Here is a 26241-nt window from a genome sequence, read left to right as displayed (position 1 = left end):
CTTCTATGGCTCAGAATCAACTTAAGAAACTACTGGGTGTTGGTTTCGGCATAGCGGTTACGATTGGCGGCACTATTGGCACTGGTATCCTGCGGAAGCCCGGCCCAATTGCGCAGGACATCGGCGACCCAACGTTAATAATCGTCGTTTGGTTAGCCGTCGGTCTTTACGCACTGGCTGGGTCGCTATCGGTAATGGAGTTGGGAACCATGTTACCCAAAGCGGGGGCCTGGTACGTGTACACGCGCCGGGCATTTGGCGATTATGCTGGTTTTGTAATCGGTATCAGTAGCTGGCTAGGGAGTGTGTCGGCTATGGCATTTGGGGCCGCCGTTATGAGCGAGTACACCAGTTTGCTGTTTCCTTCGCTGGAGGCTTATCAGAAAATGGTGGCCATTGGTATTCTGGCGGCTTTCGTGGCGTTTCACTCCATTGGCGTCATGCTGGCCAGCCGGGCGCAGGAAGTAATGAGTTTATTGAAAGCAGTGGGGCTACTTGCTTTCGTTATTGTTTGTTTTACCGTTACTCCCGACAAACCGGCCACGCCATCCCCCAGCGACCTTCGTCCGTTAGCTGAAGGTGGTGTCTGGCTCGGAATTCTGGCTGCATTGCAGTCTATTTTTTATACCTATGATGGCTGGCACACAGCCGCTTATTTCACCGAAGAAGATGTAAACCCCAGCCGAAATCTGCCCCGCTCCATGATCACTGGCGTTCTGCTGATTATTGGTATTTACGTACTGGTGAATCTGGCCCTGATCTACGTATTGCCCGTATCGACGTTGGCAGGTTCGAAACTGGCGGCTGCTGACGCTGTTCAATACCTGTTTGGGCCGGGAAGTGCACAGATCGTTACGTTCCTGCTGATGATTTCGATTATGGGTATTATCAACGCCCAGATTATGTTTAACCCGCGCGTCATTTTCGCGATGGGGCGCGATGGACTGTTTTTCCCGTTCGTCACGCACGTCAACGCGGGTGGTACGCCTACTTATGCAACAATTCTGACTGCCAGCGCGTCGGTTCTGATGATTCTAACCAACACCTACGGCAAACTTTCGGATATTGCTACGTTCTTTTTCGTGCTGTGCTACGCGTCGGGCTTTTCGTCGCTGATACGTCTACGCCAGACCGAGCCCGAACTCCCGCGCCCGGTACGTGCCTGGGGTTATCCTTTCTCCACCTGGATATTGTTGATTATGTCGCTGGCCTTTTTGATAGGCGTCGTCATCGGTGATTTTTCCAGCAGCCTCTACGCCATTGCTTTCATCGCCATCAGCTATCCAATTTATTTAGTTATTAAAAAAGGGAGTCGTTAGTTTCTGGAGAAACGTTTCGATAGCCAGACAGGTTGCTAGAACGACTCAGATTCACCCCCATTCCAGAAAGCACTTATCTGCTCCAGAGCTTCATCAACCGATTCCGCTACGATGAGTAATTCACGATTCTGAGGTTTAAGGAACCCATCGTCCACCATCCGGTCGAGTTGCTGAAGTAGTAAGTCGTAGAAGCCATTGATATTAATAATAGCAATTGGACCGTCGTAAATTTTCAGTTGGCGCCAGGCCAGAATTTCGAATAATTCATCCAACGTACCGTAGCCGCCAGGCAGGGCAATCACGCCTTTGGCCAGTTGCACCATTTTGTATTTTCGCTCGTGCATGGTTTCCACAAAATGCAGTTCGGAAAGCGTTTTGTGGGCCACTTCGAGATCAGCTAGAAAATTAGGAATTACCCCCGTCACTTCTCCGCCGTTTTGCAAAACGGCGTCTGCTACGTCGCCCATAAGACCGAAGCCGCCACCACCATAAATGAGCCGGATGCTCTGGGCCGCCATCTTCTTGCCAAGTTCCGTAGCGACTTCATTATAAACAGGATTCGCACCAGGGCTGGAACCACAATAAACAACTATACTTTGCATGATTTTTTACAACAATTGAGAACTAACAGCCTGTAAATCTAAACCGCCGAACGTAGCCGAACTCATAAATAGAAAAATAGCGGCCTGCTCCTGCTGCTCCAATAGATACGTTTGTAGACCTAACGTATCAGTAAACAAACGCAGATCAGTCCGGCCAAACGTAGCAATAATACGTTCAGGATTGACACCATCAGACGTAGCATTCACGTAAATAGTCACAGCATCGGCGGCTTTCAGGCTATCTTTATATTCTTCCAGAAAATTGCTATTTGCTACGTCGGAAGCCGATAATTCCAGTACAGCCAAAAGTTTCTGAGTCGAAAATTGAGCTTTAACAGCTTGTGTAGCAGCTTCTACCTGCGCGGGCGCATGGGCGAGATCACGGAAAACGATACGTTGAGACTTACCCTTATCGGTAGTTTCAGCAATTTTTTCGAGACGGTTACCTACGCCACTAAAACTCGGTATGGCTTCATAAAACTGATCTTCCGTGATGCCGATTCTGTCGCAGACGATCATGGCACCGGCAATATTTTTCATATTGTGCTCCCCAAAAATCTGGACCGGAACTTTCTGTTTTTGCTTCGTAATCAGGTACGTTTGCCCATTTACGACTTCGCTGGGGTGCGCCTGATACGGAATTTTGGTAATGTCTTCGCGCTCTTTCTGACCTATTACGTCGAGCATATCGTCCGATTCATCGAAGATTAAGATGCCCGCTTTCGGCATAGCTTCGGCCAGCGACTCGAACGGGTCCACATACGTTTCCCAAGTTGGATAATAAGCAACATGGTCCCAGGCAATTCCGCTAATGAGCGCAATGTGCGGCTGGTATTGCAGAAATTTCGGGCGCGTATCAATGGGTGAAGACGGAAACTCGTCAGCTTCCAGAATAATGACCGGCGCTGCATTTCCATCGGTATCGTTCGTCAGACGCACGGTGGTATCAAAACCATCCATAACGGCTCCAACTACGTAGTCGGCATTCCGTTTAAAGTGCTTCAGTGCGTGCAGAATCATCGCCGTAATCGTCGTTTTACCATGACTCCCGGCAATCACTACGCGCTGTTTATTTCGGCTCAGCTGGTCGACAAACTCAGGATAGGAATAGATGGGTAAGCCCAGTTCCTGTGCGCGAACTAATTCAGGATTATCCGCTTTGGCGTGCATACCAACAATAACGCCACTAAGCCCGGCATGGATTTTTTCAGGATACCAGCCCGGACTGGCAGGCAGCAAGCCCTGCTCCTGCAGTCGCGTGCGGGAAGGTTCGTTGATTTCGTCGTCGGAGCCGGTAATGACGTAACCCTGTTGTTGCAGGGCGCGAGCGAGGTTGTGCATGGCGCTACCGCCGATAGAAATAAAATGAATGGCCTGAGACATCAGATAAACAAAAACAAAATGCGTGGCAAAAATAGGGTTTCTTTTTGGAACGGGTAGAGCTAAGGCATGCCTTGGCTCATTGACGTCAGCAATCTCAGGCGCCAATCAAAACCATCTGGTTATTCGACAAGGCATGCCTTGGCTCTGCATAGTACATATTACCAGGTTAAATACCACAGATTTCATCGGTGAATTAGGTGGTTTCACTCCACTTTTCAGGCCGTTCATCACTTTCTCCAAATTAACCTGGAAACTCCGAACTATATTTGAGTTTCCGAAGTTCATCCTGTAAAAGTTCTATTTTTTGATGAAACAGAGGATTTTGGCAGAGGCTGAACGATTGTTCTGGAAGTATGGTGTACGCTCTGTAACAATGGAAGATATTGCGAAACAGCTTGGTATCTCGAAGAAGACGATTTATCAGCATTTCAACGATAAAGAAGAGATTTTATACCAGGTTATCCAGGATAAAACGGTTAGAAATCAGTCAGAAATGGATTGCATGGTCATAGAAGGCCTCAATCCGGTAGAAGAAATGCTATGGGTTCTGAACATGATGCAGAAACATGCCGACCAGGTTAGCCCCAATTTGCTGGTTGACGTAAAACGCTACTACCCACAGGCGTTTGCTTTGTTCAGACAGTATAAAGAAAATCAGATTATGCGATCTATTCTTGAAAATATCCAAAAAGGTATTGAACAAGGCCTATATCGTCCCGACATAAATCCGACCATTTTAGCCCGTCTTCGGGTCGAACAAATCGAGCTTGCCTTTAATACTGAACTATTTTCAACCGACCAATTCACCATGCAGCAAATTCAATATGAACTCATTCACCACTTCGTCCGCGGAATGCTGACCGAGAAAGGATTCACCATCTACAACCAGTATGTTAATCAGTACAACCATGAAGTTAACTAATACGAAACTAGCTATAATGGTCGGCGCACTTGCTCTGGTAAGCAGCGGTCCATTGCTGGCTCAGACTAACCAGAACTTTTCGCTGACTGAAGCGGTAAAGTTCGCGGTAGACAACAACATCAATGTGAAAAATTCGGGGCTGGATGCCCTGAGTTCCGAAGCCCGGATTCGGGAAGTAAAATCGAGTGCGCTGCCTCAGGTGAGCATTGCAAGCTTACTTACATACAACGCTATTATTCAGAAATTTATCTTACCTGCTGGTGGTTTTGGGGCCCCGGCTTCGTCGACGGCAACCAGTGGTAATCAGCCGGAAAATGCGGGCGTAACGGCCATCCCGTTCGGGGTAAATTTCCAGGGGAACGTATCAGCTACGCTAAACCAGTTACTATACGACGCCAGCTACAAAATTGGCCTGAAAGCAGCCGCTACGTTGCGCGAACTGAGCCAGAAGAACGTAATGGCTTCGAAAATTAGTGTTGCCGAACAGGTATCTAAAGCGTACTACAACGTACTGGTTAGTGAAGAACGTATCAAATTGCTCGACTATAATATCGGACGTATCGATACGCTTTTGAACGAAACAATAGCGCTGAATAAGCAGGGATTCGTTGAGAAAATTGACGTTAACCGGCTTGAAGTTCAGTCGAATAACCTGAAAGCAGAGCGTCAAAATGTGCAGAATTTGGTTGGCCTGAGTTATTACCTGCTGAAATTTCAGATGGGCCTGGGTATCAACGATGCCATTACGTTGACCGATAAAATCCAGGACCTGAACCTGGAAGAACTGGAACGCTCAATAGCTGTTTCGCCAGAATTCGACTACAACCAACGTATTGAGTACGCTACGTTGCAGAACCAGATTCAACTTGCCGACCTTGATTTCCAGAGCGTTGGCAAACAATATTTGCCAAGATTATTTGCTTCTGCAACTTACGGACATAACAACGGACGTAACAATCTGGGCGAATTTTTCACTACGCAGTGGTTCAATTCAGCGGCCATTAACTTACAGCTTCAGGTGCCCGTTTTCGATGGTTTCCAGAAACGCTATCTATCTCAGCAAAAGAAATTTGCGCTCGAAAAGGCCAAACTGGGAAGCAATCTGCTGAAAAACTCCATTGACCTGCAAATCCGGCAGGCGCAGATTACGACCCAGAACAGCCTGCAAACGCTACGTACCCAAAAGCGCAACCTCGATCTGGCGCAGGAAATTCTTCGGGTGACCCGTATCAAATACAAAGAAGGAGTTGGTTCGAACATTGAAGTGCTCAACGCCGAAAGCTCGTCGCGCGAGGCCCAGACCAACTATTTCGCGTCATTACTCGATTTTATGCTGGCAAAAGTCGATGCCGACAAAGCCAGCGGCAAACTTTATACAGGACAGTAAACAAATACCAAGTTAGTGTCAGTCAACCTGGCCAGAAGAAAGATTTTAAACATGATTATGATGAAGCCATACTACGCCATTGCCCTTGTCGGCTTACTTGCAGCCTGCTCAGGGGAGAAAAATGAAAACGGGGGCGCGTCTGACGTGACGGCCAAACGGGAAGAGCTTGCCTCGCTGAAATCGCAGCAGACCGAACTGAATACCAAGATTAAATCACTAGAGTCGGAACTTGCCAAACTTGATCCGAAAAAGCAGGAAGAAGCTCGCGTGAAGGACGTAACGGTTGCGCCATTGACCTCTGGTACGTTCAAGCACTTTGTAGAATTACAGGGAACAATCGACGCCAAAAATAACGTACAGGTTTCACCTAAATCGGGCGGTGTTGTTACGGCGGTTTACGTTCGCGAAGGTGACCAGGTTCGAGCTGGGCAACCCATTGCCAAAGTAGATGATCAGTTGCTACGTGAGTCGGTGGAAGAAGTGAAAACGCAGCTTTCATTGGCCAATACCGTGTTCGAAAAACAGGCCGCTTTGTGGAAACAGCAGATTGGTACGGAAATTCAGTACCTGCAAGCTAAAAACAACAAAGAATCGCTGGAACGTCGACTCTCTACGTTGAATGCTCAAATCGGCCAGTCGACTGTAACGGCGCCAATTTCGGGCGTTGTCGACCACGTAATGGTGAAAGTTGGTCAATCGGCGATGCCAGGAATGGGCTTGGTGCAGGTCGTAAATCTGTCGCAACTGAAAGTGGTAGCGAAAGTTGCTGATACGTATTCGGGCAGTGTTCGGAAGGGGGATGCTATTCAGGTTGAATTCCCGGATTTGAACCGGAAACTGAGTTCGAAAATCTCGTTCGTAGCTACTACCGTTGATCCTGCCACCCGGACATTCACGATTGAAGCTCCGCTACCGTCGGACAACGCGCTGAAACCAAACATGTTGGCTCGGGTAAAAATCAATGACCAGACGCAGTCAAACGCTATTGTGATCAACCAGAACCTGATTCAGAGCACAGAAAATGGGCAACTGGTGTACGTAGCGGTGAATGAGGGCGGCAAGAAAGTTGCGAAAGCCAAAACGATTAAAACGGGTCAGTCGTACGGCGGCCAGATTGAAGTGACGCAAGGGTTACAGTCGGGCGATCAGATCGTTACGGCTGGTTATCAGGATTTGGTCGATGGACAACCGATTAATTTCTGATTTGTATTTGTAGAGAGAAGGCATGCCTTCTCTCATGTGCGTCAGCAATAGGTCGCGTTAAACCCATCCGGTCATGAGACAAGGCATGCCTCCGCAACGGCGGACCGGTCTCTACAAATCGAATCGAAAAACCATTACAACATGAAATTTGAACAATATAAAACCCTCGGATTTACCAACTGGTGCGTTGAAAACCGGACGGCGATTTACATTTTCACCTTCCTGATTACGATTGGTGGGCTGTTCGTGTATAACAATCTGCCGAAGGAGCAGTTTCCCGACATCAAAGTACCGCAGGTGTACATCAACACCGTGTACGTAGGAACGGCACCAGCGGATATTGAAAATACGATTAACAAACAGATTGAGAAGCAATTAAAGTCGATTTCTGGCGTAAAACGGATCAAATCGAATGCGTTGCAGGACGTATCGGTTATTCTCGTTGAATTTAACCCTGACGTAGAATCGGCGGAAGCGCTGCAACGGGTGCGCGACGCCATCGACAAAGCCAAGCCCGACCTGCCGCAAAAGCTTGATGCAGGTCCAACGGCGCAGGACGTCGACTTCTCGGAAATGCCGATTATGAACATCAACATGGCCGGTAATTTCTCGCTGAAACAACTGAAAGAATACGCCGAAGATTTGCAGGACGTCATTGAAGGGATGCCCGAAATTCGTCGTGTCGATATCGTGGGTGCGTTGACGCGGGAGATCCAGATCAACCTCGATCTTGCCCGGATGCAATCGGCAGGACTGGCGTTCACCGATATTCAGCAGGCGATTCAGGGCGAAAACATCAACGTATCGGGTGGTGAATTGCCGATTGATGGCGTTCGTCGGACGGTACGTGTAAAGGGTGAATTCACCGACGTAGCACAGCTTCAGAACCTGCAAATTCGGACAGCTACGGGTGCAACCGTTCGGCTGGGCGATATTGCTGAAGTAACAGACAACTTTGAAGAGCAACAAGATTTCGCTCGCTTAAACAACAAATCGGTTGTTACGTTGAACGTCATTAAACGGGCGGGCGCCAACCTGATTTCGGCCGCCGACCGGATTGAGGAAACCATTGCGGAATATAAAACGTCGCATTTCCCGGCGGGTCTGGACGTAAAAATAACCGCTGACCAATCGGAACGTACCCGCGAAAGTGTGAACGACCTCGTGAACACGGTTGTACTGGGCTTCATTTTCGTAGTACTCGTACTGATGTTCTTCATGGGTGTGCGCGACGCTATTTTCGTCGGTCTGTCGGTACCTCTCTCGGCGCTGGTCGCATTCGTGTTGATGCCTGTAGTTGGGCCAGTCGTTGGTACGTCGTTTACGCTGAATATCATGGTATTGTTCGCCTTCCTGCTTGGTTTAGGGCTGGTGGTCGATGATGCCATTGTGGTGATCGAGAACGCGCACCGGCTTTTTAACGAGCACAAAAACTGGAACATCCGACAAGCCGTTAAAGCCGCTGCGGGTGAGGTATTTGCGCCGGTATTATCCGGTACGTTGACGACCATCGCGCCGTTCTTCCCGCTGTTATTCTGGCCAGGAATTGTAGGTGAGTTCATGAAATTCCTGCCACTGACGCTCATCCTAACCCTGTTTGCATCGCTGTTCGTGGCGTATGTAATCAACCCGGTTTTCGCTGTAACATTTATGAAACGGCACGACGAAGAGGCTAATCACAAAAAGCCAACTTTCCAGGAAATCAAGCGGCCGGTACTGATTTTGACTGTACTGGCGGGCGTTGGCTACGTCATTGACCGAGGTATTGGCAACCTGTTTGTACTGTTCCTGATTCTGTACGTCTTCAATCACTACGTTCTGACGCCGAAGCTGATTATTCCGTTCCAGGAGACATTGCTGCCAGGTCTGAAAAATGGCTACCGTAAGTTGATTTCGTGGATTTTGCACGGCTGGCGACCTGTGTTTGCTATTGTTGCCGCGTTTGGTTTACTGATTCTGACGTTCATTATTACAGGCATTGCCAAACCCAAAGTGCTGTTTTTCCCAAGCGGTGAGCCGGATTACATTTACGTGTACAACGTAATGCCTATCGGTACGGACGCCCGCGTGACGAACGCAACGACGAAGGAAATTGAGAAGCGCGTTTTCAAAGTCATGGAAGACAACAAAGCCATGGGCATTGTGAATTCGGTTATTTCGAACGTTGGTAAAAACGCTGGCGATCCGATGAACCCCGACCGGTCGGCGACTCCGCATAAATCGAAAGTGACGGTTGCCTTTGTACCGGGCGTGGAACGTGGTGGCATTTCAACTGATTCACTGCTTTCGAAAGTTCGGATGGCGATGGTTGGATTACCCGGTAGCGAAATTTCGGTAGAACGCGAATCGAATGGTCCGCCAACCGGTAAGCCAATTGCTATTGAAATTGCGGGTGAAGAGTTCGACGAGCTGAAAAAACTGGAGAATCAGGTTAAGCAGAATATTGCGAAAGCCGGGATTCAGGGTATTGACCAGCTGAAGTCGGATCTGATTACCAACAAGCCCGAAATCGTAATCGACATTGACCGCGAAAAAGCGGAACGTGAAGGCATTTCGTCGGGTCAAATCGCGATGGCGATTCGGACGGCCCTGTTTGGACTTGAGGTATCTAAATTCCGCGATGCCAAAGATGAGTACCCGATTATGGTACGTCTGAAACAGGACGATCGCAGCCAGATTGACCGGCTTCTGAGCCTAAATGTCGTTTATCGCGACATGGTGATGGGTGGTCAGCTACGTCAGGTGCCCATTACGTCGGTAGCGAATATCAGCTATTCTACTACGTTCAGCCAGATCAACCGCAAGAATCAGGAACGTCTGGTAACGCTTAGCTCCGACGTAGTACCGGGCTACAACGCCAACCAGATTGTGGCTCAGATTCAGACCGTTATCAACGAAATGGAAGTTCCGAATGGCTACACGGTTCGTATCGGTGGTGAGCAGGAAGATCAGCAGGAATCGATGAGCTTCTTAGGTGCGGCTTTCGGTATCGCGCTGATGCTTATCTACCTGATTATGTCGACGCAGTTCAACTCGGTCGTAAAACCGCTGATTATCTTCGTCACCATCCTGTTCTCGCTGATTGGCGTACTGCTTGGTTTCGTCGTCTTTAACAAAGATTTCTCGATTATTATGTCGGGCGTGGGTATCATCGCACTGGCAGGTATCGTGGTGAAGAACGGGATTCTGCTCATCGAATTCATTGAAGAATTGCGTGGTCGGGGCGTACCGCTACGTGAGGCCATTATTGAAGCAGGCGGCATTCGTCTGACACCGGTATTGCTGACGGCTTCGGCGGCCGTACTGGGTCTGATTCCGCTGGCGTTTGGCCTCACAGTAAATTTCGTGACGCTTTTCCGCGACTTCGATCCGAATCTGGTTATTGGAGGAGATAGTTCGGTATTCTGGAATATCCTGGCCTGGACGATTATCTTCGGCTTAACGTTCTCAACGGTTCTTACCCTCGTGGTAGTACCTTGTATGTACTGGATTAATGAGCGGATTCGGATGAAGTGGTTCGGCAAGAAAGACCCTGCACTCGAGAAACGCGAGTTGGAGCCGGAAGAAGAACTTGTGTAATTTTAATGAGCGAAAGAGTGAAAGAATGAAAGAGCGAATGCCATTCGGCAGCAAACCGTCCGGCAGGTTCTTTCACTCTTTCGCTCTTTCGCACTTTCACTCTTTGAATTTATGAATCGCGCATCACTCGTTTTTATTTTGCCTGTCATCATGTTGCTGATCGACTGGTACGTATGGCAGGCTGTTAAAACGGTTAGCCGGTCGGCCAGCGAAAGCACGCAACGAATTATCACGATTGCCTACTGGAGCCTCACGGCACTTTCGCTGATTATCTACGTAGTGATGCAGCTCCTCCCACCCGATTCACTCAGTCGCCAGGTACGCACGTTTCTGTGGGCGGGCATTGCGATTCCTTATTTCTCAAAAGTTTTTACCATCCTAATTTTGTTGATCGACGATATCGGCCGTTTTTTTCGTTGGGTTGTATCGCTGTTCTACAAACCCGCTGTGATTGAAGCCGTTCAGGATACGTCGAGCCAAACGTCGCCTGTTACTACTACGTTGCCCAACGATACCATTACGCGTTCTGATTTTCTGATGAAAACGGCGCTGGTAGTTGGCACGATTCCACTGGCGGCTTTCTCGTGGGGCATCATTTCGGGCGCGCACGACTACCGAATCCGACGTATCAAACTGCCCATGAAAAACCTGCCATCGGGTTTTAACGGGATGACCATCGCGCAGATTTCGGACATTCATACGGGTAGTTTTTTCAATAAAACGGCCGTGAAAGGGGGCGTTGAAATGCTGATGGGCCAAAAACCCGATCTGGTCTTCTTTACCGGCGATTTAGTAAATAGCCATGCCGAGGAAGCCAATAATTACATCGACGTATTTGACAAAGTGAAAGCGCCAATGGGTGTTTATTCAACACTGGGCAATCATGATTACGGTAAATACGTACAATGGCCAAGTGCGCAGGCCGAACGTCAGAACGTACTGAACGTAATAGCCGCACACAAGCAGATGGGCTGGAACATCATGCTCGACGAAAATAAGATTTTGGAGCAGAACGGCGATAAAATTGCCCTCATCGGCGTGCAAAATCTGGGTTTTGGGCCAGCCGCGCTACGTGCCGGAAACCTCGCGAAAGCGTACAAAGGCACTGAAGATTATCCCGTAAAACTCCTCCTCTCCCACGACCCAACCCACTGGGACGCTGAAGTTCGCCCAAAATATCCGGACATCGACGTTCAGTTCAGCGGCCACACCCACGGCGCGCAATTCGGTGTTGAAATTGGAAGCATTCGCTGGAGCCCGACGCAGTATTTCTACCGCCAATGGGCTGGTCTGTATCAGGAAGGAAATCAACGGCTTTACGTGAACCGGGGCTACGGTTACATCGGGTATCCGGGTCGCGTCGGCATCCTTCCAGAGATCACCATTTTTGAACTGGTGAAAGCGTAACAATACGTTAAAGGTGGCGGATTTCGCGCCAGAATCGGCGAATGAACGACCATTCGCTGGGCGAAATACCTTTGTGCGCCCGAGCCACACGTAGCAATAGCGCGATAAATCGCCTTTTCGTCTTATCCGTTAATTCCGTTCGTTTGCTAACCAACCGACGCATGCCAAATGCATAGGCTTCTTCGGTCGACTCTCGTACGTCCTCCCGCAGAAAAAGTCCGTTGACGGCCAGAGAGCCATGTGGTTCTCTGACCAGCAATTCTTTCGCAACTAACAGTTCCTCCTTGTGTGGTCGCCCATCTAAACAGGATAAGGCATAAACAAGACTGCCTAAGGCTAAAGCGATATCGGGTGAATACATAGTGACAAGAGGGAATGATAAAACAAAGTAACGTAGCAGATAGTCGAATGCTACGTTTACATACTACGTTGCAGATCTAGCCAGTGTGGCAATGATAAACGTGATAGACAATCGTCGCGTAGCGACCTAATGTTTGTAGCCAAAATAGCCCAAGCTAACCGCGTCGCATAGCGACCAAACAAAACTACGCCAATTGGTTTGGTCGCTATGCGACGGAAGCCAATATAATCATGCTCTGTTTCTATAAACATTTGGTCGCTACGCGACGATTGGTTAGCTCAGACAGTTCCTAAGTCTTCGAACCCATTTCCAGGTCAGAGACTATGCTAAAGACCTGAAGTGATTAGCTTCAGGTCCACGCGATCTGCCAGCAAAAAAGTAAAAGCTACGTTGAGTGATTACAATGCAAAGCTTCTGTTACAGAGGGGTTAGTTACCTCCTGCATTCGGTTGGTTTTGTGGTACGCCAGCCGTTACGTCCGTATCAGGCGACGCAGTCGAACGCGGCTCACTAACTCGCTGAATCTTATAGTTCCGAACCGCTACGTCTCTTTCAGGCGTGTGCGTTGTTACTACCCCACCAACGGGAGCTGTGCCCGGAGCCTGGTGCTTGTAGCTCACGGCTGGCCCCTGATTTAGTGTTGGCGCATTTACGGTCACCCCTTTTTTGTTGGACCACTGACGAGCAGCAGCGGCTTTATTGGCGTGTTTGTAGTTGTGTGTCGAGTACGTTACGTCGCGACGTAGTTTGGTGTCATCCTGCGCGGAAGCGTTGAGGATAGTCAAGGTACTAAGAACGGCTATAACAATGTATTTTTTCATGGCTTTGTCAGTTTTATGTCGTCAATCAGTGTTTATCTGATCGACACAACAAAGGTCAGAAGCCGGAGTTAGGCTCGTGTTAGAGCCGCATTAGAACGGGATTAGAAATGAAAAAAGTTATAAAGTTGTAGGGTTATAAGGTTGTAAAGTTGGCTGGCGCATTAAAAACTTTACAACTATATAACCCTACAACTTTATAACCCCTTATCGGGGAAGTGTAACAGTAAACGTAGTGCCCGAATCAGCTGATGAGTCAACTCGAATTGTACCCTTATGGAGCTGAATGATACGTTCGGTTAGGGATAGCCCAATGCCATAGCCCGGCTGCCCGTCCGCGTTACGTCCCCGCTGGAAGGGAACGAAAATAGCCGTGAGTTGGTCGGCCGGAATCACAGAGCCAGTATTATAGACTTTTATCTCAAGGAAGTCTTTCGGGGCCGATAAAATGACTGTTACGTAGTGATCAACCGAAAATTTGCCCCCGTTTTCGAGGAGGTTGAAAAAGGCCGTTCGCAATAAGCTTTCATTGCCCAGGACTTGCCAATGAAGCGTCGACGTAGCAGGCGTTTTGATACGTAGTTCGACGGTATAATTGGGATGAAGTCGCCGAAATTCGTCCTGTATCTGATTTAGTAACGTATCAATACGTACGGTTTCCATCGGCACACTCGACGAATCCATGTTTGCATTGGTCAGGGCCAGTAAACCGTTCGTCAGGCGATTAAGTCCGCGCACATCGTCAAGCACGGAACGGATCGTAGTGCGCAGTTCGTCAGGCTCGTCGTCGGCCAGCAGCGACACTTCCAGCTGTCCCGTAATGGCCGTTAATGGCGTTCGCAATTCATGCGAAGCGTGCGACACAAAATAACGTTGCAACCGAAAGGCTTCTTCGAGCCGGTTCAGCATCCGATTGAAGCGCTGCGCCAGTTGAGCGAGTTCGTTGGCCTGATCACCTTCCGGCAAACGTAACGACAGATTCATCGCCGTAATGGCGTCAATCTGGCTATTGATCTGATTGATCGGACGTAGCGTTCGCCCGGCAAACAAGCGCCCCGCCACCAGCATAAGTCCCGTCATCAGAAACCAGCCAATACCAAGCAGCTGACCGAAATCCTGTAAGGTTCGTCGATTATACGTATCAACAGCGGAGGCAATAATCACGAAAGGAGTCTGGTCATCCTTAAAAGATACGCCCGCAATCTCGCGGTTGCCCTGTTTCCAATAAAGTTGCTGCTCTTGCCGAATGCGGGTTAACGTAACGGCTGATACCGTAAGAAAATCGGTGCCGCTTTCGTAAACCAGTTGTCCGTTCGCGTTATAAATAATGATCTCCTCATCGGGCAGAACCGTTAACTGGTTCCGATCCATTAACTTATAAAGCGATGGATTAATACGTTCTTTACCAACCAGCAGATGGCCAGCCGTTAAGGCTTCGGAACGCAGACGATGCTGAAATTCGCGCTCACGATAGCGATCGGCCGCCAGGTAAAGCGACAGGCAAAATAAAGCCAGCGAAACGGATACGATGGCCGTAAAGAAAAGGGTCAGTCGATTGCGAAGGCTCATTTTTCTTTTAGTACGTAACCCATACCAATCAAGGTGTGAATGAGCTTATTTGGCGAGTCTTTATCGATTTTCGCCCGCAGATAACTGACGTAAACATCAATGACGTTGGTGCCCGTATCGAACCCAATATCCCAGACATGCTCAGCAATGTCAACCCGCGAAACTACCCGGCCCGCATTGCGCATCAGATACTCCAGCAAGGTATACTCGCGCGCCGTCAACTCAATGGTTTGTCCGTTACGCCGGGCAACCCGTTCGTGAAGATCAAGCTCCAGATCAGCAACACGCAACAGTCGGCCCGGCTCTTCGACGGTGGGCGCTCGCTTTAACAGCGCTTTCACCCGCGCCAGAAGCTCCATGAAATCGAACGGTTTGGCCAGATAGTCGTCGGCGCCCGCTTCGAAACCCAGGAGTTTATCGGCCACCGTATCCAGCGCGGTCAGCATCAGAATGGGCACCTGGCTGGGCTGATGACGGATGTATTCGGCCAGCTCCAGACCAGAAATGTCGGGCAGATTCACATCCAGAATAATCAGGTCGAAGCGCGATTTACTAAGCAGGTTTTTTGCTTCTTCGCCCGTCGATGCAATCTCAACGGCATAGGCCTGCGTTTGCAGGCCCTTTTTGATAAACATCGCTACTTTCGGTTCGTCTTCAACCACGAGTAACTGAACGTTTGAGCTGGTATTCATGCGATTGGCGGAGACAGGATTAGGCGGTAAACAGAGAAGTTATAAAGTTGTAGAGTTATATAGTTGTAAAGTTGCGGTTCCCCGCCGGGACTTGCGCATCAAGTACTTTACAACTATATAACCCTACAACTTTATAACTTCTCTGTTTACTTACCGATTCTGGTAATTCAAAAACCCTACGGCGTATTTTGTTGGCGACTTTGTGTCTGTCGTCATAACCCCTCTTACGTAAAAGGTAAAAACGCCCCCAGGCTGAATTCCGGGTGCCGGATTAGCATAAGTCACCGTTGTGACCGGAATTGCTCCGTTCACTTTTGCCTGAAAATTCAATGTACGTATCAGTCCTGATTTGTAATCGGCGGGCGGGGCAATCGGAACAAAAGCGCTGGCTTTTCCGGGTGCAATACCCGTTATGATCTCCTTCCCGTCGTAAGTCAACGTAACATCGGTCGAATTAGGAACCAGATTCACAATTCGCGCAAAAATGTTGTTGCCCGACAACGCCGGAAGCTCATCAGGAATCGTTAAAAGGCTATAACTTGGTGCCAGACCCGTTGCAAATACCGAATAACGTTTCCCTGCTTCAGTCGTTAGATCAGCCGAAATCAGTGGGCTGGCAACCGTTCCCCCCGACGCATTCACCGCTTTTACTTTTGCCGCCCCGGCTGGAATAGCCGAGTAATCAACAGCCGGAAATACCGATAACGTACTGGTTGTATAGAGCACGCTTCCGGTCGGGTTGGTCGTGGCAACGGCGGCTCCAGAAATTTGCTTGTCGTTCACGTATACATCAAGAGCGGGCGCATCAGGGGCCGCGTGGATGAACCGCAATTGCGCACCAGCAGGCATTTGCACATCCTTCAGAAAATCGAATTTATTGCCGCAACCTGTGGCTAACAAACCGCTTAGCGCTACGCAACAAAAGGCTATTAGTTGTTTCATCGTTTGTCAATAAGTTATTTGGTTGAGAACCAAAGTTCTTTGGTGTGGTATTCGGGTAACGTAGCGCCGATGTTAGCCAGTGACGCACGGTTCCAGATAAACTCCGAATTGTACCGGGGCCGCATCCGCTGAACAGGTTTGCCCAGATTGTCGGGGAACAGGTTCGTGCCGGTCGGAATAATGTACCCCGTGTAGATATTTGTGTCATACTGGAAGCGCCGTAAATCGACCCAGGTTTCGAGCGAGCCGTGCATGAACAGGGCAATATACTTTTGCAGCATAATGTCCTTCAATGTCAGCGCGTCGGCGGTTTGAACCACCGCTTTGCTCGTCATGTATTTGGTTATATCGGCCGTCGGAATCGGCGTAGCGGTTCGGTCAACGGTGTTGGTCCATTCTATGTTGGCCTGCACCCCTTTTTTATAAGCGTCGAGTGCCAGCGTTTTGTCGCCTTTCCGGAAGGCGGCTTCGGCTTTCATAAACTGCACTTCCGCATACGTAATGATCGGGTGATCGGCATCGTCTTTGAATAGAAACTTACCGGTTCCGGGCGTGGGCGTAATGGCTGGCGAATACCCAAACAGAAAAGGAATCCGTCTGACATTACCCGTTACGTTGTTCGGATCGCCAGCAACGGGTACTACACCCCGATAGACGCCATCGGGAGCCGGAGAAAACATAAGTGGCAAACGTGGATCAGCAACCCCACCGAAAACGCGCCCATCCAGCAGCGAAAGCATAAAATCCGTAACCCGAAACGAGTTAACGTTTCCCCGGCGAGGACCAAAGAAATTGGCATCGTTCGACGAACTGGCCCGATGCGGTACGCTGAAGTTATCGGCGTTGCTCGCCAGCGATTTGTCGCAATATTCAATGACTTTATCCGCGCTGAACGTAGCTTTATTGCTGATGTGCAGCATGTTACGTGCCAACGTAGCATAAATAAATTTGACCCACTTCGCTTTATCGCCTTTATAAACCAGATCGCCGGGGCGGGTAGCGGACGAAGGTTCCTTGCCGTCGGTACGGGCCAGATCCGTCAGCGCTTCCTGGTTGAGACGTATCACTTCCGCATAAATATCGGGCTGTGGATCAAAGTCGAATTGGTAGCGTTCGCTGTCCCAGGCCTGTTTCAGAATCATTTCTCCGTACAAATCTGTCGATGTCTGCCAGCTCCAGGCACGTATCGCCTTGGCAATGCCAACCAGATCATAGCGTTGGGTTTTGTTGCCGTCGTCAATCATCAGATCGACGTTTTTACCGATACGCCAGTAGTGTGTGCTCCATTTTTCGCCCCCCAGATCGCCCGAACCAAAAATATAACCGTGTCGGTCCCATTGATCGAGCGCGGCCGAACTGGCGAAATACTGGTCGTATTTGCCCACGTAGCGCGTATCGAACACTTCGCCCCGCACCATGTTGGCAATAATCGGTGGCAGCAATGCATTGCCGTCCGATACCTGCGGGAAGCTCGGGTCAGCATTTATATCCAGGTATTCGCTGCAACTGCTCAGCCCAAATCCAAACAGCGTCAGTAGTAATAAGAGTCTTTTTTTCATGATTGATGAATATATAGGGCGGGAGAAGCCCGCTTGTATGGCTTAAAACTGTGGGTTGCTACGGCAACGGCCGACCACCCGCGTTACGTTAAAATCCAGCCCGGATACCGAACGAAATACCCCGTGGCACAGCCAGCTTACCAAAATCAAAACCAGCCGCTCCGGCACCCTGCGACGTAGCGGTAGTACCATTTACGTTCGGGTCGGCGCCGGTGTAATTGGTCAGCAGAAACAGATCGGTTCCTGTCACAAAAACGCCCGCCTGACGTATCACTTTGGTCTTGCTCAGCCATTCCGCCGGGAATGTGTAGTTCAGCGTGAGGTCACGTAGCCGCATCCAGTTGATGTTACGTTCGACGAAAGCCGACTCGGGCGTAGCCGAAAAATAGTTAGTATTATACAGTGGCGTAAGCTGAACCGTGTTCACCGTTGGGTTTTCGGTATTTTCTTTTCCGTCCCGCAATACGCCATTAAAGACCACCGGCTGTTCCCGATTTAACGTATTGGTACTCAACCCCGTCCGGAACAGATACATTTCGTTGCCGTTAAATACGTCGCCCCCTTTGCGGATGTCGAGCAGGAAGGATAAGCTCAGATTTTTGTAGCGAAACGAGTTGGTCAGCCCAATGGTGAAATCAGGTGTCCGGTCGCCGATGGGTAAGAAATTAGTATTAATGACCGGCAATCCCGATGCGGGGTTGATCAAAATCTGGCCATTTTTATTGCGAACGTAGTCGTATCCACCGAAAGCCAGCGCCGAACCAGCGCCCCGCAAATCCTGCGGACGTAGCGTCTGCTCAGGGAAGTAATCGGCTACGTTCGGCACAAACGCCGACGCGCGAATATTGCCGTATAACCACGTATCAGAGTTGTAATATTCCGGTACGTTGGCGGCTGGCAGGGTCAACACGGCGGTTTTATACTTCGAGAAATTGACCACTACGTCCCAACTGAAGTCTGCTGTTTTAACCGGTTTTCCAGTCAGCGCAAATTCAACGCCTTTGGTCGAGAAAGAACCACCGTTCAGCAAGCCAAATACGAATCCGGTTCCGTAGCTAAGGCGCTGTTCTACAATCTGATCAATCCGGCGCGTATCGTAATAGGCGATATCAAGTCCAATCCGTCCGTTGTAGAGCTGAACCTCTCCACCAATTTCCATACTCTTGCCAAATTCTGGTTTCAGATTTGGGTTTCCAGCGTAGAAATTATAGCCAAAACCACCGCCCGTCGTCAACTGCGTAGTCAGGCTCGATAGCACCCGGTAAGGACGCGCATCTTTACCCACTTCGGCGAAAGATGCTCTGATTTTGGCAAATGAAACCGTTTTACTACCCTGCAAACCAGGCAATTCAGTTAATACAAAACTACCGCTCACCGACGGATAAAAGAACGACCGCGACTGAATCGGCATAGTTGAGGTCCAGTCGTTACGTCCCGTTACGCTCAGATAAAGAATGTCTCCATAGCCGAACGTAAACTGACCCAGTGCACTCACCACGCGCCGTTGCAAAAAGGTGTATTTGTGGTTCCGCGAAATCGGATCGGTGTTGTTCGATGAGTTATAATCAGGAATGTACAGGTTTTCACCGTAGATCGCCGTTGTTTGTTCGCGGGAATCGTAAAGGTCCCCTCCTACCAGCAGCGACGTTTTAATCTTGTCGCCAAACGATTTGCGGACCGTAGCCAGTACGTTGCTGGTCAGGATACGGCTGTTCTGATTGTAGTTTTCAATGGCACCTCTGCGCGCAATACCGTCGTTGGTTTCGGGATGGATGAAATTGTTTCCAGACGTAGCGGCCAGGTCAGTTCCAATACGTCCCGTAATGTTCAGCCAGGACGTTGGATCGTATTTTACCGCCAGTCGTCCGATGGTTCGGTTAGTCTGATCGCTGGACTGATTCCTGTTCACGTTGAACAGCGGATTATCTAACTCGCCACCCGCTTCGGTCACAATACGTCGACGCGTACCATCCGGATTCAGGTAATTGGTAATATCGTCGTTCGAGGGCCAGGTGAGCAGGTTAATCAGATAGCCCAGAGGTCCAGCCGCCTGTTTCTGAATTTTGGTGTTCGTATACTGAATCGAGGGCGAGATTTCGAGTTTCGAGCTAATCGTTGACACCAGATTGAGAGACAGATTCAGAATCTGCGAACCCGTTGTCGGCACTGTTCCCTGCGAATTGGTATAGCTGCTCGACGCCCGATACGTCAGTTTTTCGGTGCCGCCGTCAAACGTCAGGTTGTGGCGATTTGTCAATGCATCTTTGAAAAAGGCTCTTGAATTATCAAAAATCTGCGATCCTTCCGGGTATTTCGGCCCAAAAAATGATAACGCCGTTGGGCTAAGCGTTCCTGCGGTCCCGCGACCGTACACGGTTTGTACTTTCGGGTATCGATACACATGATCGACCCGAAATACGTTATCGTAACTCACGTTGCTACGTCCGGCGCGGCCTTTTTTGGTGGTAATGATAATGGCTCCCGCAGCCGCATTGATGCCGTACAGCGCGGCTGCTTCCGGTCCTTTCAGCACGCTGATGCTCTCGATATCGTTCGGATTAATGTCAGCCGCCCGGTTCAGGTAATCGCTGTTGCGGTTTGGCCCATCCGACACCAGCGCGCCCTGACTGAACGTACTGTTATTGATCGGTAATCCATCGACAACGAACAGCGGTGAATTGTCGCCACCAATCGAGTTTACGCCCCGAAGCTGAATCTGAACCGAAGCCCCTGGCAAACCACTCGTGGTCGACATTTGCAAACCAGGCACGCGACCCTGCAACGATGTCAGGAAGTTTTCACGCTGTGTTTCAGCCAATTGCGAACCCTTCACTTCAGTGATGGCGTAGCCTAATGCCCGACGTTCCTGCTTGACACCGAGCGCCGTAACGACCACTTCGTTCAGCGCATTGGCTTCTGCTTTCAGTGATACGTTGACTACATTGTCGTTACCGATGGTGATGTCCTGCGTGGTTGCGCCGATAAAACTTACCCGAAGTACCTGCCCCGTACGGGCCTGAATCTGATACGTTCCGGTGGCATCTGTAGTCGTGCCGCGCGTTGAGCCACGTATCACAACGCTGGCTCCCGGAATTGGCGTGTTGTCTTCCGCTGAGGTAACTTTACCCGTTATCTGACGATCCTGGGCATAGGCTGCCGTCATCAGGGCCATACAAAGTAACACCAGGAAGGCTTTTTGTAGAAATACCTGCATAGTTAAGTTAAGAATTGTTGATGGTACTCATTCAAAATTGCCTTTAAATTGAGAAAGAAGCAACTGAAAGCGGCTTTCAGGCACTTAAAAAGTCTGTTTTACGAAGCGATTGTATAGTCTAATGAACTGATTTTCGTACAGATAGAAGATTAAAGGCTCTACAGGAATTAACGAATAAATCTGTTAACCATTGGAGCATCCCCAACCGGCACTTCGGTTGAAAGTGGTAAGACTACGTAGCGGATTTTGCGATTAAAAACAATCAGCCATTGATTCCTATATTTGATTCTGGGCCGGTTAACCAAACGGCTGATCAATACGTTACTAGGTTCAACTAATTATCAAAACACATGAAAATCATCTTTATTTCGGGGTTCTCTTTTCTACTATCGCTGCTAACATATCTGTCTCCTGTGCAGAAACCGCAGGAAACTGAAATCGTTCTTTGTCACGCGCCCGCCGGTCCGAACGATATGGCGCAGATGGCCGCTGACCCGGCTTTCCAGAAATTGCACGAAAATCCGCTTCCGTTCACATACAAAGGCGCGGGTGACATGATTAAGTTTTCGACGCCGGATGGTCAGTCGGCAAATGGCTTTCTGTTGAAATCGAAAAATCCGTCGAACAAATGGCTGCTGGTTTATCAGGAATGGTGGGGCCTGAACGACAACATCAAACAGCAGTCGGAAGCGTTTTACAACGATTTAAAAGACGTGAACGTACTGGCCGTGGACATGTACGACGGTAAAGTAGCCACCGACCGGGCCGAAGCCGGTAAGCTCATGAGCGGAGCCAGCAAAGAGCGACTGGCCAGCATCATGAAGGGAGCCATCGCCTATGCCGGTCCTAAAGCTGAGTTTGGCAGCGTGGGCTGGTGTTTTGGCGGTATGTTGTCGCTTCAGTCGGCCCTTCAGGAGGGTCAGCAGGCGAAAGGCTGCGTAATGTACTACGGTCGGCCAGAGCAGGACGTAGAGAAACTCAAAACGCTAACAACCGACGTATTGGGCATTTTCGGCAGCAAAGACAAAGGCATTAATCCCGAAATGGTGAAGCAGTTTGAAGAGAACATGCAGAAGGCGGGCAAAAAAGTGACGGTCAAAATGTACGATGCTGACCACGGTTTTGCGAATCCCAGCAACCCGATTTACGATAAAGAAGCCGCAGCCGACGCTTACAAACTATCACTGGCTTACTTAAAAGAAAAGTTAAAGGCCTGATTATGAATATACAAGCTTTTAACTTAAAACTTTAATCTCTTTTTTATCGTTCTCATTAAACCGGATTGGTCATGATTTGTCTAATTGACAAAACGGTTGACTACTAAACAACTCTGATCATGAAAACGATAAAAAGTATGCATCTGGTAATTGCGGGCTTGCTCGTTGTGTTGTTGACCAGTTGCGGACCATCTTATGTAAGTACAGGTACTGGCTACGGCCCACGTCCATATGGGTATAATTATGGGTATCGCCCTTACGGTTATGCCCGGCCATATGGCTACTATCGTCCGGCACCGCCCGTTGTAGTACGTCCTCGTTATTATTCACCGGCACCCCGTTATCGGTACTATAATAGCCCCGGCGCCCGGAGTGGCTATGGAAGCAACCGTTCACGCGGTCGTGGACCAAGGTAATTGCACCTAGTTAATTGATATTCAGAAGTACCGGCTCACCCAGAGACCGGTACTTTTTTTGTTGATACGTATCAACCCGCTGTCATTCCGCCATCCAAATGGATAGCCTGACCGGTGAAAAACTCGTTTTCGTCGGAGCAGAGCCATACAATGGCCTGGGCAATTTCTTGGGGTTCGCCCAATCGCCCAATCGGAATCAATTTGCGCATCCGCTCGCCCAAAATAGGGGCTGCCTGTAGCAACTCATCGACCATAGTTGAGTGTGTATACACCGGACAAACAGCATTGATACGTATTTTCTGACGAACGTATTCGAGCGCAGCCGTTTTTGTCAAACCAATCACGGCGTGTTTGGATGCGCTGTACGGTGCCCCCATCGGCATACCACGGACGCCCGCAATGCTTGATACGTTCACAATACGACCCCCTTCAGGTTGATTGAGCATCTGCCGAATCTGAGCTTTCATGCCATGAAATACTCCACCGACATTCACGGTCATCATTTCCTCGAAATCCTGCTGGGTCTGATCCAGAAACCGGGCGTATTTCCCGCCAATACCCGCATTGTTGATACCAATATCCAGCCGTCCGTATTGTTCAACTGTTTGCTGAACCGCCGATGCGATCTGGGTCGGCTCCGCTACGTTACAGGGAATAAATAGCGCCTGTCCATCAATTTCATTAATCATATCGACAGTGGCGCGTCCGCTGGTTTCGTTGATTTCAGCAACGACAATTTTAGCGCCAGCTTTGGCAAATGCCAGCGCCGTTGCCCGTCCAATACCAGAGCCCGCACCTGTGATAAAAGCCACCTGATTGGTGAAAGTTGACATAAGATGTAAGGAAAAGGGAGAAAGAAACTGATGAAAATAACGGTATTCAAGAGGGAATTCGTGAACTTAACCAATAAACCGTTCGAATTTTAACCGAGTACTAACTTTGTAAGCAACTGATAAAGTTTACTTATTTCTTTACAGCGTAAACGTAGCGTTGCACTTCCAGCAAATGACCCTTTCTGAAACGAACGTAACATCAACTCCTACCAGCCTCACCCCATCGTCGCGCCTGCTTTCGCTCGATTTTTTTCGGGGCGTAACCGTGGCGGCTATGATTCTGGTCAATAATCCGGGCGAGTGGGGCCATATTTATCCACCCCTCGAACATGCTTCCTGGCACGGATGGACGCCTACTGACCTTATTTTCCCGTTTTTTCTTTTCATCGTGGGCGTATCCATCACGTTCGCGCTTGGTCAATACGTTACGGGCGGTTCTCACGCGGGCAGGAGCGTTATTTTTAAAATTTTGAAACGGAGCGCTACGTTATTTTTGCTTGGTTTTTTCCTGAATTTCTTTCCCAAATTCGACATCACTACGGTTCGAATTCCGGGCGTTTTGCAACGAATCGCCATCGTGTATCTATGCTGCTCGCTGCTGTTTTTGAAAACAACGTATCGGCAACAGCTTTCGCTTGTCGGAATCATTTTGATTGTATACTGGCTGCTGATGACGCTGGTGCCCGTACCGGGTGTTGGCTACCCAAACCTCGAACCCGAATCCAATCTGGCCGCCTGGTTCGACCGGACGATTCTGACACCCGCGCACGTCTACAAACCGGCCAAGGTGTGGGACCCGGAAGGGCTGCTCAGCACGTTGCCGGCTATTGGCACTGGGCTGTTGGGTATTCTGACAGGCACGTGGCTACGAAGCAGTCGACCAGCCCCTGAAAAAGTGGCCTGGTTATTTACCGTGGGTTGCCTGACGTTATTCGCTGGTTTATGCTGGAATGGCTTTTTTCCGATCAACAAAGCCCTCTGGACCAGCTCTTACGTATTGCTGGCGGGCGGATTGGCTATGCTGGGACTGGCCATTTGTTATTGGCTCATCGATGTGCAGAAATACCGTTTTGCCGTCTTACCGTTTGTAGCGTTTGGCGTCAATGCCATTACCGTCTTTTTTCTATCGGGTCTGATTCCACGTATCATGGGCCTCATCCACGTTACGTTACCCGACGGTAAAGAAGTCGGATTGAGAGATTATCTGTATCGCTCCTTCATCGCTCCCCCGTTCACCGACCCACGTAATGCATCGCTGGCGGGGGCCGTTACGTTCGTGCTTATCTGGTTCAGCATATTATGGTGGATGTACCGGAAGAATGTGATTATCAAGGTTTGAGAAGCCAGCAACCAGATTATCGGCGCAGATCGGGCCGTCGTCTCGAATGCGTCATAAACCCAATTCCAGTTTAGCGTCGGTCTGATAGAGTAATTTTCCAGCGCCGTTACTACGTAGCGTTTTAATCTGAGCGGTGTAGCTGGCGGGCAACGTCACTACGTGGTTAATTAATACGATATCCGTACTTGAGGGCACTACGTTGCAGTTCCAGATCGTTGGATCATCCCAGTTGCCGTCTTTGACGGAGGTGACCAGACCATCGCAGCTGACAGTCTCATAAGCCCCCATATCGATTCGTCCCTGGGTGAAGCGGGGATTACCCGCCAGATCCGTGGTGCCTACCGTAGCGGTGGTAGTGCTGGGATCGCCCGAGTTGATAGCCAGCGAGGTAAGCGACAGTACGGTGCTGGTGGTGGAGGCAAAGGGCGTGGTGGTGGTCGTCATGGTGCCTGGCTCAGCGCCATAGACAGTCGCCGATGCATCGATCAGACTGTATCTAAGCGCCACATAAGACAGTACATAATTCCCATACATAACAAACGTATTGGCTCCCCCATTGTTCCAAAGCACGCAGTTGACCATATACGTGAGGCTGCTACTTCTATAATTATCGCTGTACACCGCCCCGCCCTGTTCGGCCGAATTTCCTTGAAAAGAACAGTTGGTCAATGTAGGGCTGGTTTCACTGAACCTAAAATCAGCATAATTATAGATGGCCCCACCCTGATTGGCTGTATTATTTTGAAAGGAGCAGTTAATAAGTTGCGGGCTGCTGACCCCCGCGGCAAAGCTGTAGTTACCTATCGCCCCACCCTTACCGGCCACATTATCAAGAAAGGAACAGTTAATAAGTTTTGGGTTGGCGTTGCTGTTATATATCGCACCGCCAGTGCCGATGGACCGGTTAGCCACAAAGAAGCACCGACGAATCAGTGGAGAGGAAGAACCGTTGATCATTCCCGCACCACCATTATTAGTTTCGGTGTTGGCGTTACCAGCGGTGATAACAAAGCCATCCAGAATAGCTGTCGCATTCAGAAGATATGGAGCAACAACAATGTGGAACGAGTTATCTGTGTTATCACCCACTGTGCCAATATCGCCACTCAACGTAGTGCTGGAGGGCATGGTGTCCGGCCGTTGGCTTAACGTCATTTCACTGCCGGCAAAACCTCCATAGATAGCCACTCCATTTTTCATAGTGAAGCTGATGTCTCGGGCGGTGGTGGAGGTGGGTTTATACGTACCAGCCGCCACCCAGACCTGATCGCCTACGGTACTTGAGTCGATCATGGTTTGTAAACTAGAGGAAGCATTTTCCCAGGATGAGCCGTTGCCCAAACCCGATGCGGTGGGTTTTACGTAGCGGATGGTCTGGGCCAGCACGGTTGCTGAAGTAAGGCCAAATAATAAGCCTATCAGGAGCAACAAACGGGACGAAAAAAAGCTGGAAGGACGATTGTAGAAGTCAACCATAAA

20 protein-coding genes are annotated in these 26241 nt (G+C 49.4%); 9 read left to right on the top strand and 11 right to left on the bottom strand.

Going from position 1 to position 26241, the window contains the following annotated elements; genetic code table 11:
* The first annotated feature begins 5 nt into the window (after nucleotides 1–5).
* Nucleotides 6–1319: an APC family permease gene (locus ACYVF1_RS03350; protein ID WP_461075602.1), complete on the top strand. Its 1314-nt coding sequence runs from the start codon at nucleotides 6–8 to the stop codon at nucleotides 1317–1319.
* Between the two features lie 35 nt (nucleotides 1320–1354).
* On the opposite strand, the gene ACYVF1_RS03345 is transcribed toward ACYVF1_RS03350, so the two are convergent.
* Nucleotides 1355–1921 carry an LOG family protein gene (locus ACYVF1_RS03345; RefSeq protein WP_461075600.1) on the bottom strand — a complete coding sequence of 189 codons (567 nt, stop codon included), beginning with the start codon at nucleotides 1919–1921 and terminating at the stop codon, nucleotides 1355–1357.
* Between the two features lie 6 nt (nucleotides 1922–1927).
* Nucleotides 1928–3304, bottom strand: coding sequence for a UDP-N-acetylmuramate--L-alanine ligase (locus ACYVF1_RS03340; RefSeq protein WP_461075598.1), 1377 nt, complete (start codon nucleotides 3302–3304; stop codon nucleotides 1928–1930).
* A 307-nt stretch (nucleotides 3305–3611) separates the two neighbouring features.
* Here ACYVF1_RS03340 and ACYVF1_RS03335 point away from each other — a divergent pair, with 307 nt between their 5' ends.
* From ACYVF1_RS03335 to ACYVF1_RS03315, 5 genes are all read left to right on the top strand, one after another.
* Nucleotides 3612–4226, top strand: coding sequence for a TetR/AcrR family transcriptional regulator (locus ACYVF1_RS03335; protein ID WP_461075596.1), 615 nt, complete (start codon nucleotides 3612–3614; stop codon nucleotides 4224–4226).
* Nucleotides 4213–5613, top strand: coding sequence for a TolC family protein (locus ACYVF1_RS03330; protein WP_461075594.1), 1401 nt, complete (start codon nucleotides 4213–4215; stop codon nucleotides 5611–5613). The genes ACYVF1_RS03335 and ACYVF1_RS03330 overlap by 14 nt, the downstream gene beginning before the upstream one ends.
* 60 nt (nucleotides 5614–5673) lie before the next feature.
* Nucleotides 5674–6816 (top strand): efflux RND transporter periplasmic adaptor subunit, encoded by a 1143-nt coding sequence (locus ACYVF1_RS03325; protein WP_461077797.1) that lies wholly within the window; start codon nucleotides 5674–5676, stop codon nucleotides 6814–6816.
* A gap of 141 nt (nucleotides 6817–6957) precedes the next feature.
* Nucleotides 6958–10395 carry an efflux RND transporter permease subunit gene (locus ACYVF1_RS03320; RefSeq protein WP_461075592.1) on the top strand — a complete coding sequence of 1146 codons (3438 nt, stop codon included), beginning with the start codon at nucleotides 6958–6960 and terminating at the stop codon, nucleotides 10393–10395.
* Between the two features lie 111 nt (nucleotides 10396–10506).
* Entirely contained in the window at nucleotides 10507–11802 is a 1296-nt protein-coding gene (locus ACYVF1_RS03315) for a metallophosphoesterase (RefSeq protein ID WP_461075590.1), read from the top strand.
* 7 nt (nucleotides 11803–11809) lie between these two features.
* On the opposite strand, the gene ACYVF1_RS03310 is transcribed toward ACYVF1_RS03315, so the two are convergent.
* From ACYVF1_RS03310 to ACYVF1_RS03280, 7 genes are all read right to left on the bottom strand, one after another.
* Nucleotides 11810–12163: a TerB family tellurite resistance protein gene (locus ACYVF1_RS03310; RefSeq protein WP_461075588.1), complete on the bottom strand. Its 354-nt coding sequence runs from the start codon at nucleotides 12161–12163 to the stop codon at nucleotides 11810–11812.
* A gap of 428 nt (nucleotides 12164–12591) precedes the next feature.
* A complete protein-coding gene (locus ACYVF1_RS03305) occupies nucleotides 12592–12984 on the bottom strand; it encodes a hypothetical protein (protein ID WP_461075586.1) in 393 nt (130 codons plus the stop codon).
* Between the two features lie 204 nt (nucleotides 12985–13188).
* Complete coding sequence (locus tag ACYVF1_RS03300; protein WP_461075584.1) at nucleotides 13189–14550, bottom strand: sensor histidine kinase; 1362 nt, start codon at nucleotides 14548–14550, stop codon at nucleotides 13189–13191.
* Nucleotides 14547–15242: a response regulator transcription factor gene (locus ACYVF1_RS03295; protein ID WP_461075582.1), complete on the bottom strand. Its 696-nt coding sequence runs from the start codon at nucleotides 15240–15242 to the stop codon at nucleotides 14547–14549. The genes ACYVF1_RS03300 and ACYVF1_RS03295 overlap by 4 nt, the downstream gene beginning before the upstream one ends.
* Nucleotides 15243–15392: 150 nt before the next feature.
* On the bottom strand, nucleotides 15393–16184 hold the full coding sequence (locus ACYVF1_RS03290) for a DUF4397 domain-containing protein (RefSeq protein ID WP_461075580.1): 792 nt from the start codon (nucleotides 16182–16184) through the stop codon (nucleotides 15393–15395).
* Nucleotides 16185–16198: 14 nt separating this feature from the next.
* On the bottom strand, nucleotides 16199–17743 hold the full coding sequence (locus ACYVF1_RS03285; RefSeq protein WP_461075578.1) for a SusD/RagB family nutrient-binding outer membrane lipoprotein: 1545 nt from the start codon (nucleotides 17741–17743) through the stop codon (nucleotides 16199–16201).
* 88 nt (nucleotides 17744–17831) lie between these two features.
* The gene (locus tag ACYVF1_RS03280) at nucleotides 17832–20957 is read right to left on the bottom strand and encodes a SusC/RagA family TonB-linked outer membrane protein (RefSeq protein WP_461075576.1); all 3126 of its coding nucleotides are present in this window, start codon (nucleotides 20955–20957) and stop codon (nucleotides 17832–17834) included.
* A 350-nt stretch (nucleotides 20958–21307) separates the two neighbouring features.
* Between ACYVF1_RS03280 and ACYVF1_RS03275 the strand changes: the two genes are divergently transcribed.
* Nucleotides 21308–22174 (top strand): dienelactone hydrolase family protein, encoded by an 867-nt coding sequence (locus ACYVF1_RS03275; RefSeq protein WP_461075574.1) that lies wholly within the window; start codon nucleotides 21308–21310, stop codon nucleotides 22172–22174.
* A 119-nt stretch (nucleotides 22175–22293) separates the two neighbouring features.
* On the top strand, nucleotides 22294–22590 hold the full coding sequence (locus tag ACYVF1_RS03270) for a hypothetical protein (protein ID WP_461075572.1): 297 nt from the start codon (nucleotides 22294–22296) through the stop codon (nucleotides 22588–22590).
* A 71-nt stretch (nucleotides 22591–22661) separates the two neighbouring features.
* Here ACYVF1_RS03270 and ACYVF1_RS03265 read toward each other — a convergent pair whose 3' ends face one another.
* The gene (locus ACYVF1_RS03265; RefSeq protein WP_461075570.1) at nucleotides 22662–23423 is read right to left on the bottom strand and encodes an SDR family NAD(P)-dependent oxidoreductase; all 762 of its coding nucleotides are present in this window, start codon (nucleotides 23421–23423) and stop codon (nucleotides 22662–22664) included.
* A 172-nt stretch (nucleotides 23424–23595) separates the two neighbouring features.
* Here ACYVF1_RS03265 and ACYVF1_RS03260 point away from each other — a divergent pair, with 172 nt between their 5' ends.
* Nucleotides 23596–24762, top strand: a complete 1167-nt coding sequence (locus ACYVF1_RS03260; RefSeq protein ID WP_461075568.1) for an acyltransferase family protein — start codon at nucleotides 23596–23598, stop codon at nucleotides 24760–24762.
* A 51-nt stretch (nucleotides 24763–24813) separates the two neighbouring features.
* On the opposite strand, the gene ACYVF1_RS03255 is transcribed toward ACYVF1_RS03260, so the two are convergent.
* Nucleotides 24814–26238 carry a choice-of-anchor Q domain-containing protein gene (locus ACYVF1_RS03255; RefSeq protein WP_461075566.1) on the bottom strand — a complete coding sequence of 475 codons (1425 nt, stop codon included), beginning with the start codon at nucleotides 26236–26238 and terminating at the stop codon, nucleotides 24814–24816.
* Nucleotides 26239–26241 lie beyond the last annotated feature (3 nt).

The organism is Spirosoma flavus (assembly GCF_054778555.1).
This window is presented reverse-complemented; position numbering and strand designations above follow the sequence as displayed.

What these genes read in the sequence shown, in the direction of transcription:
- ACYVF1_RS03305 (WP_461075586.1), bottom strand. Translation starts at nt 12,984, where the DNA reads ATGAAAAAATACATTGTTATAGCCGTTCTTAGTACCTTGACTATCCTC.
- ACYVF1_RS03295 (WP_461075582.1), bottom strand. Translation starts at nt 15,242, where the DNA reads ATGAATACCAGCTCAAACGTTCAGTTACTCGTGGTTGAAGACGAACCG.
- ACYVF1_RS03345 (WP_461075600.1), bottom strand. Translation starts at nt 1,921, where the DNA reads ATGCAAAGTATAGTTGTTTATTGTGGTTCCAGCCCTGGTGCGAATCCT.
- ACYVF1_RS03290 (WP_461075580.1), bottom strand. Translation starts at nt 16,184, where the DNA reads ATGAAACAACTAATAGCCTTTTGTTGCGTAGCGCTAAGCGGTTTGTTA.
- ACYVF1_RS03340 (WP_461075598.1), bottom strand. Translation starts at nt 3,304, where the DNA reads ATGTCTCAGGCCATTCATTTTATTTCTATCGGCGGTAGCGCCATGCAC.
- ACYVF1_RS03260 (WP_461075568.1), top strand. Translation starts at nt 23,596, where the DNA reads ATGACCCTTTCTGAAACGAACGTAACATCAACTCCTACCAGCCTCACC.
- ACYVF1_RS03265 (WP_461075570.1), bottom strand. Translation starts at nt 23,423, where the DNA reads ATGTCAACTTTCACCAATCAGGTGGCTTTTATCACAGGTGCGGGCTCT.
- ACYVF1_RS03270 (WP_461075572.1), top strand. Translation starts at nt 22,294, where the DNA reads ATGAAAACGATAAAAAGTATGCATCTGGTAATTGCGGGCTTGCTCGTT.
- ACYVF1_RS03300 (WP_461075584.1), bottom strand. Translation starts at nt 14,550, where the DNA reads ATGAGCCTTCGCAATCGACTGACCCTTTTCTTTACGGCCATCGTATCC.
- ACYVF1_RS03335 (WP_461075596.1), top strand. Translation starts at nt 3,612, where the DNA reads ATGAAACAGAGGATTTTGGCAGAGGCTGAACGATTGTTCTGGAAGTAT.
- ACYVF1_RS03310 (WP_461075588.1), bottom strand. Translation starts at nt 12,163, where the DNA reads ATGTATTCACCCGATATCGCTTTAGCCTTAGGCAGTCTTGTTTATGCC.
- ACYVF1_RS03320 (WP_461075592.1), top strand. Translation starts at nt 6,958, where the DNA reads ATGAAATTTGAACAATATAAAACCCTCGGATTTACCAACTGGTGCGTT.
- ACYVF1_RS03315 (WP_461075590.1), top strand. Translation starts at nt 10,507, where the DNA reads ATGAATCGCGCATCACTCGTTTTTATTTTGCCTGTCATCATGTTGCTG.
- ACYVF1_RS03280 (WP_461075576.1), bottom strand. Translation starts at nt 20,957, where the DNA reads ATGCAGGTATTTCTACAAAAAGCCTTCCTGGTGTTACTTTGTATGGCC.
- ACYVF1_RS03330 (WP_461075594.1), top strand. Translation starts at nt 4,213, where the DNA reads ATGAAGTTAACTAATACGAAACTAGCTATAATGGTCGGCGCACTTGCT.
- ACYVF1_RS03325 (WP_461077797.1), top strand. Translation starts at nt 5,674, where the DNA reads ATGAAGCCATACTACGCCATTGCCCTTGTCGGCTTACTTGCAGCCTGC.
- ACYVF1_RS03275 (WP_461075574.1), top strand. Translation starts at nt 21,308, where the DNA reads ATGAAAATCATCTTTATTTCGGGGTTCTCTTTTCTACTATCGCTGCTA.
- ACYVF1_RS03350 (WP_461075602.1), top strand. Translation starts at nt 6, where the DNA reads ATGGCTCAGAATCAACTTAAGAAACTACTGGGTGTTGGTTTCGGCATA.
- ACYVF1_RS03255 (WP_461075566.1), bottom strand. Translation starts at nt 26,238, where the DNA reads ATGGTTGACTTCTACAATCGTCCTTCCAGCTTTTTTTCGTCCCGTTTG.
- ACYVF1_RS03285 (WP_461075578.1), bottom strand. Translation starts at nt 17,743, where the DNA reads ATGAAAAAAAGACTCTTATTACTACTGACGCTGTTTGGATTTGGGCTG.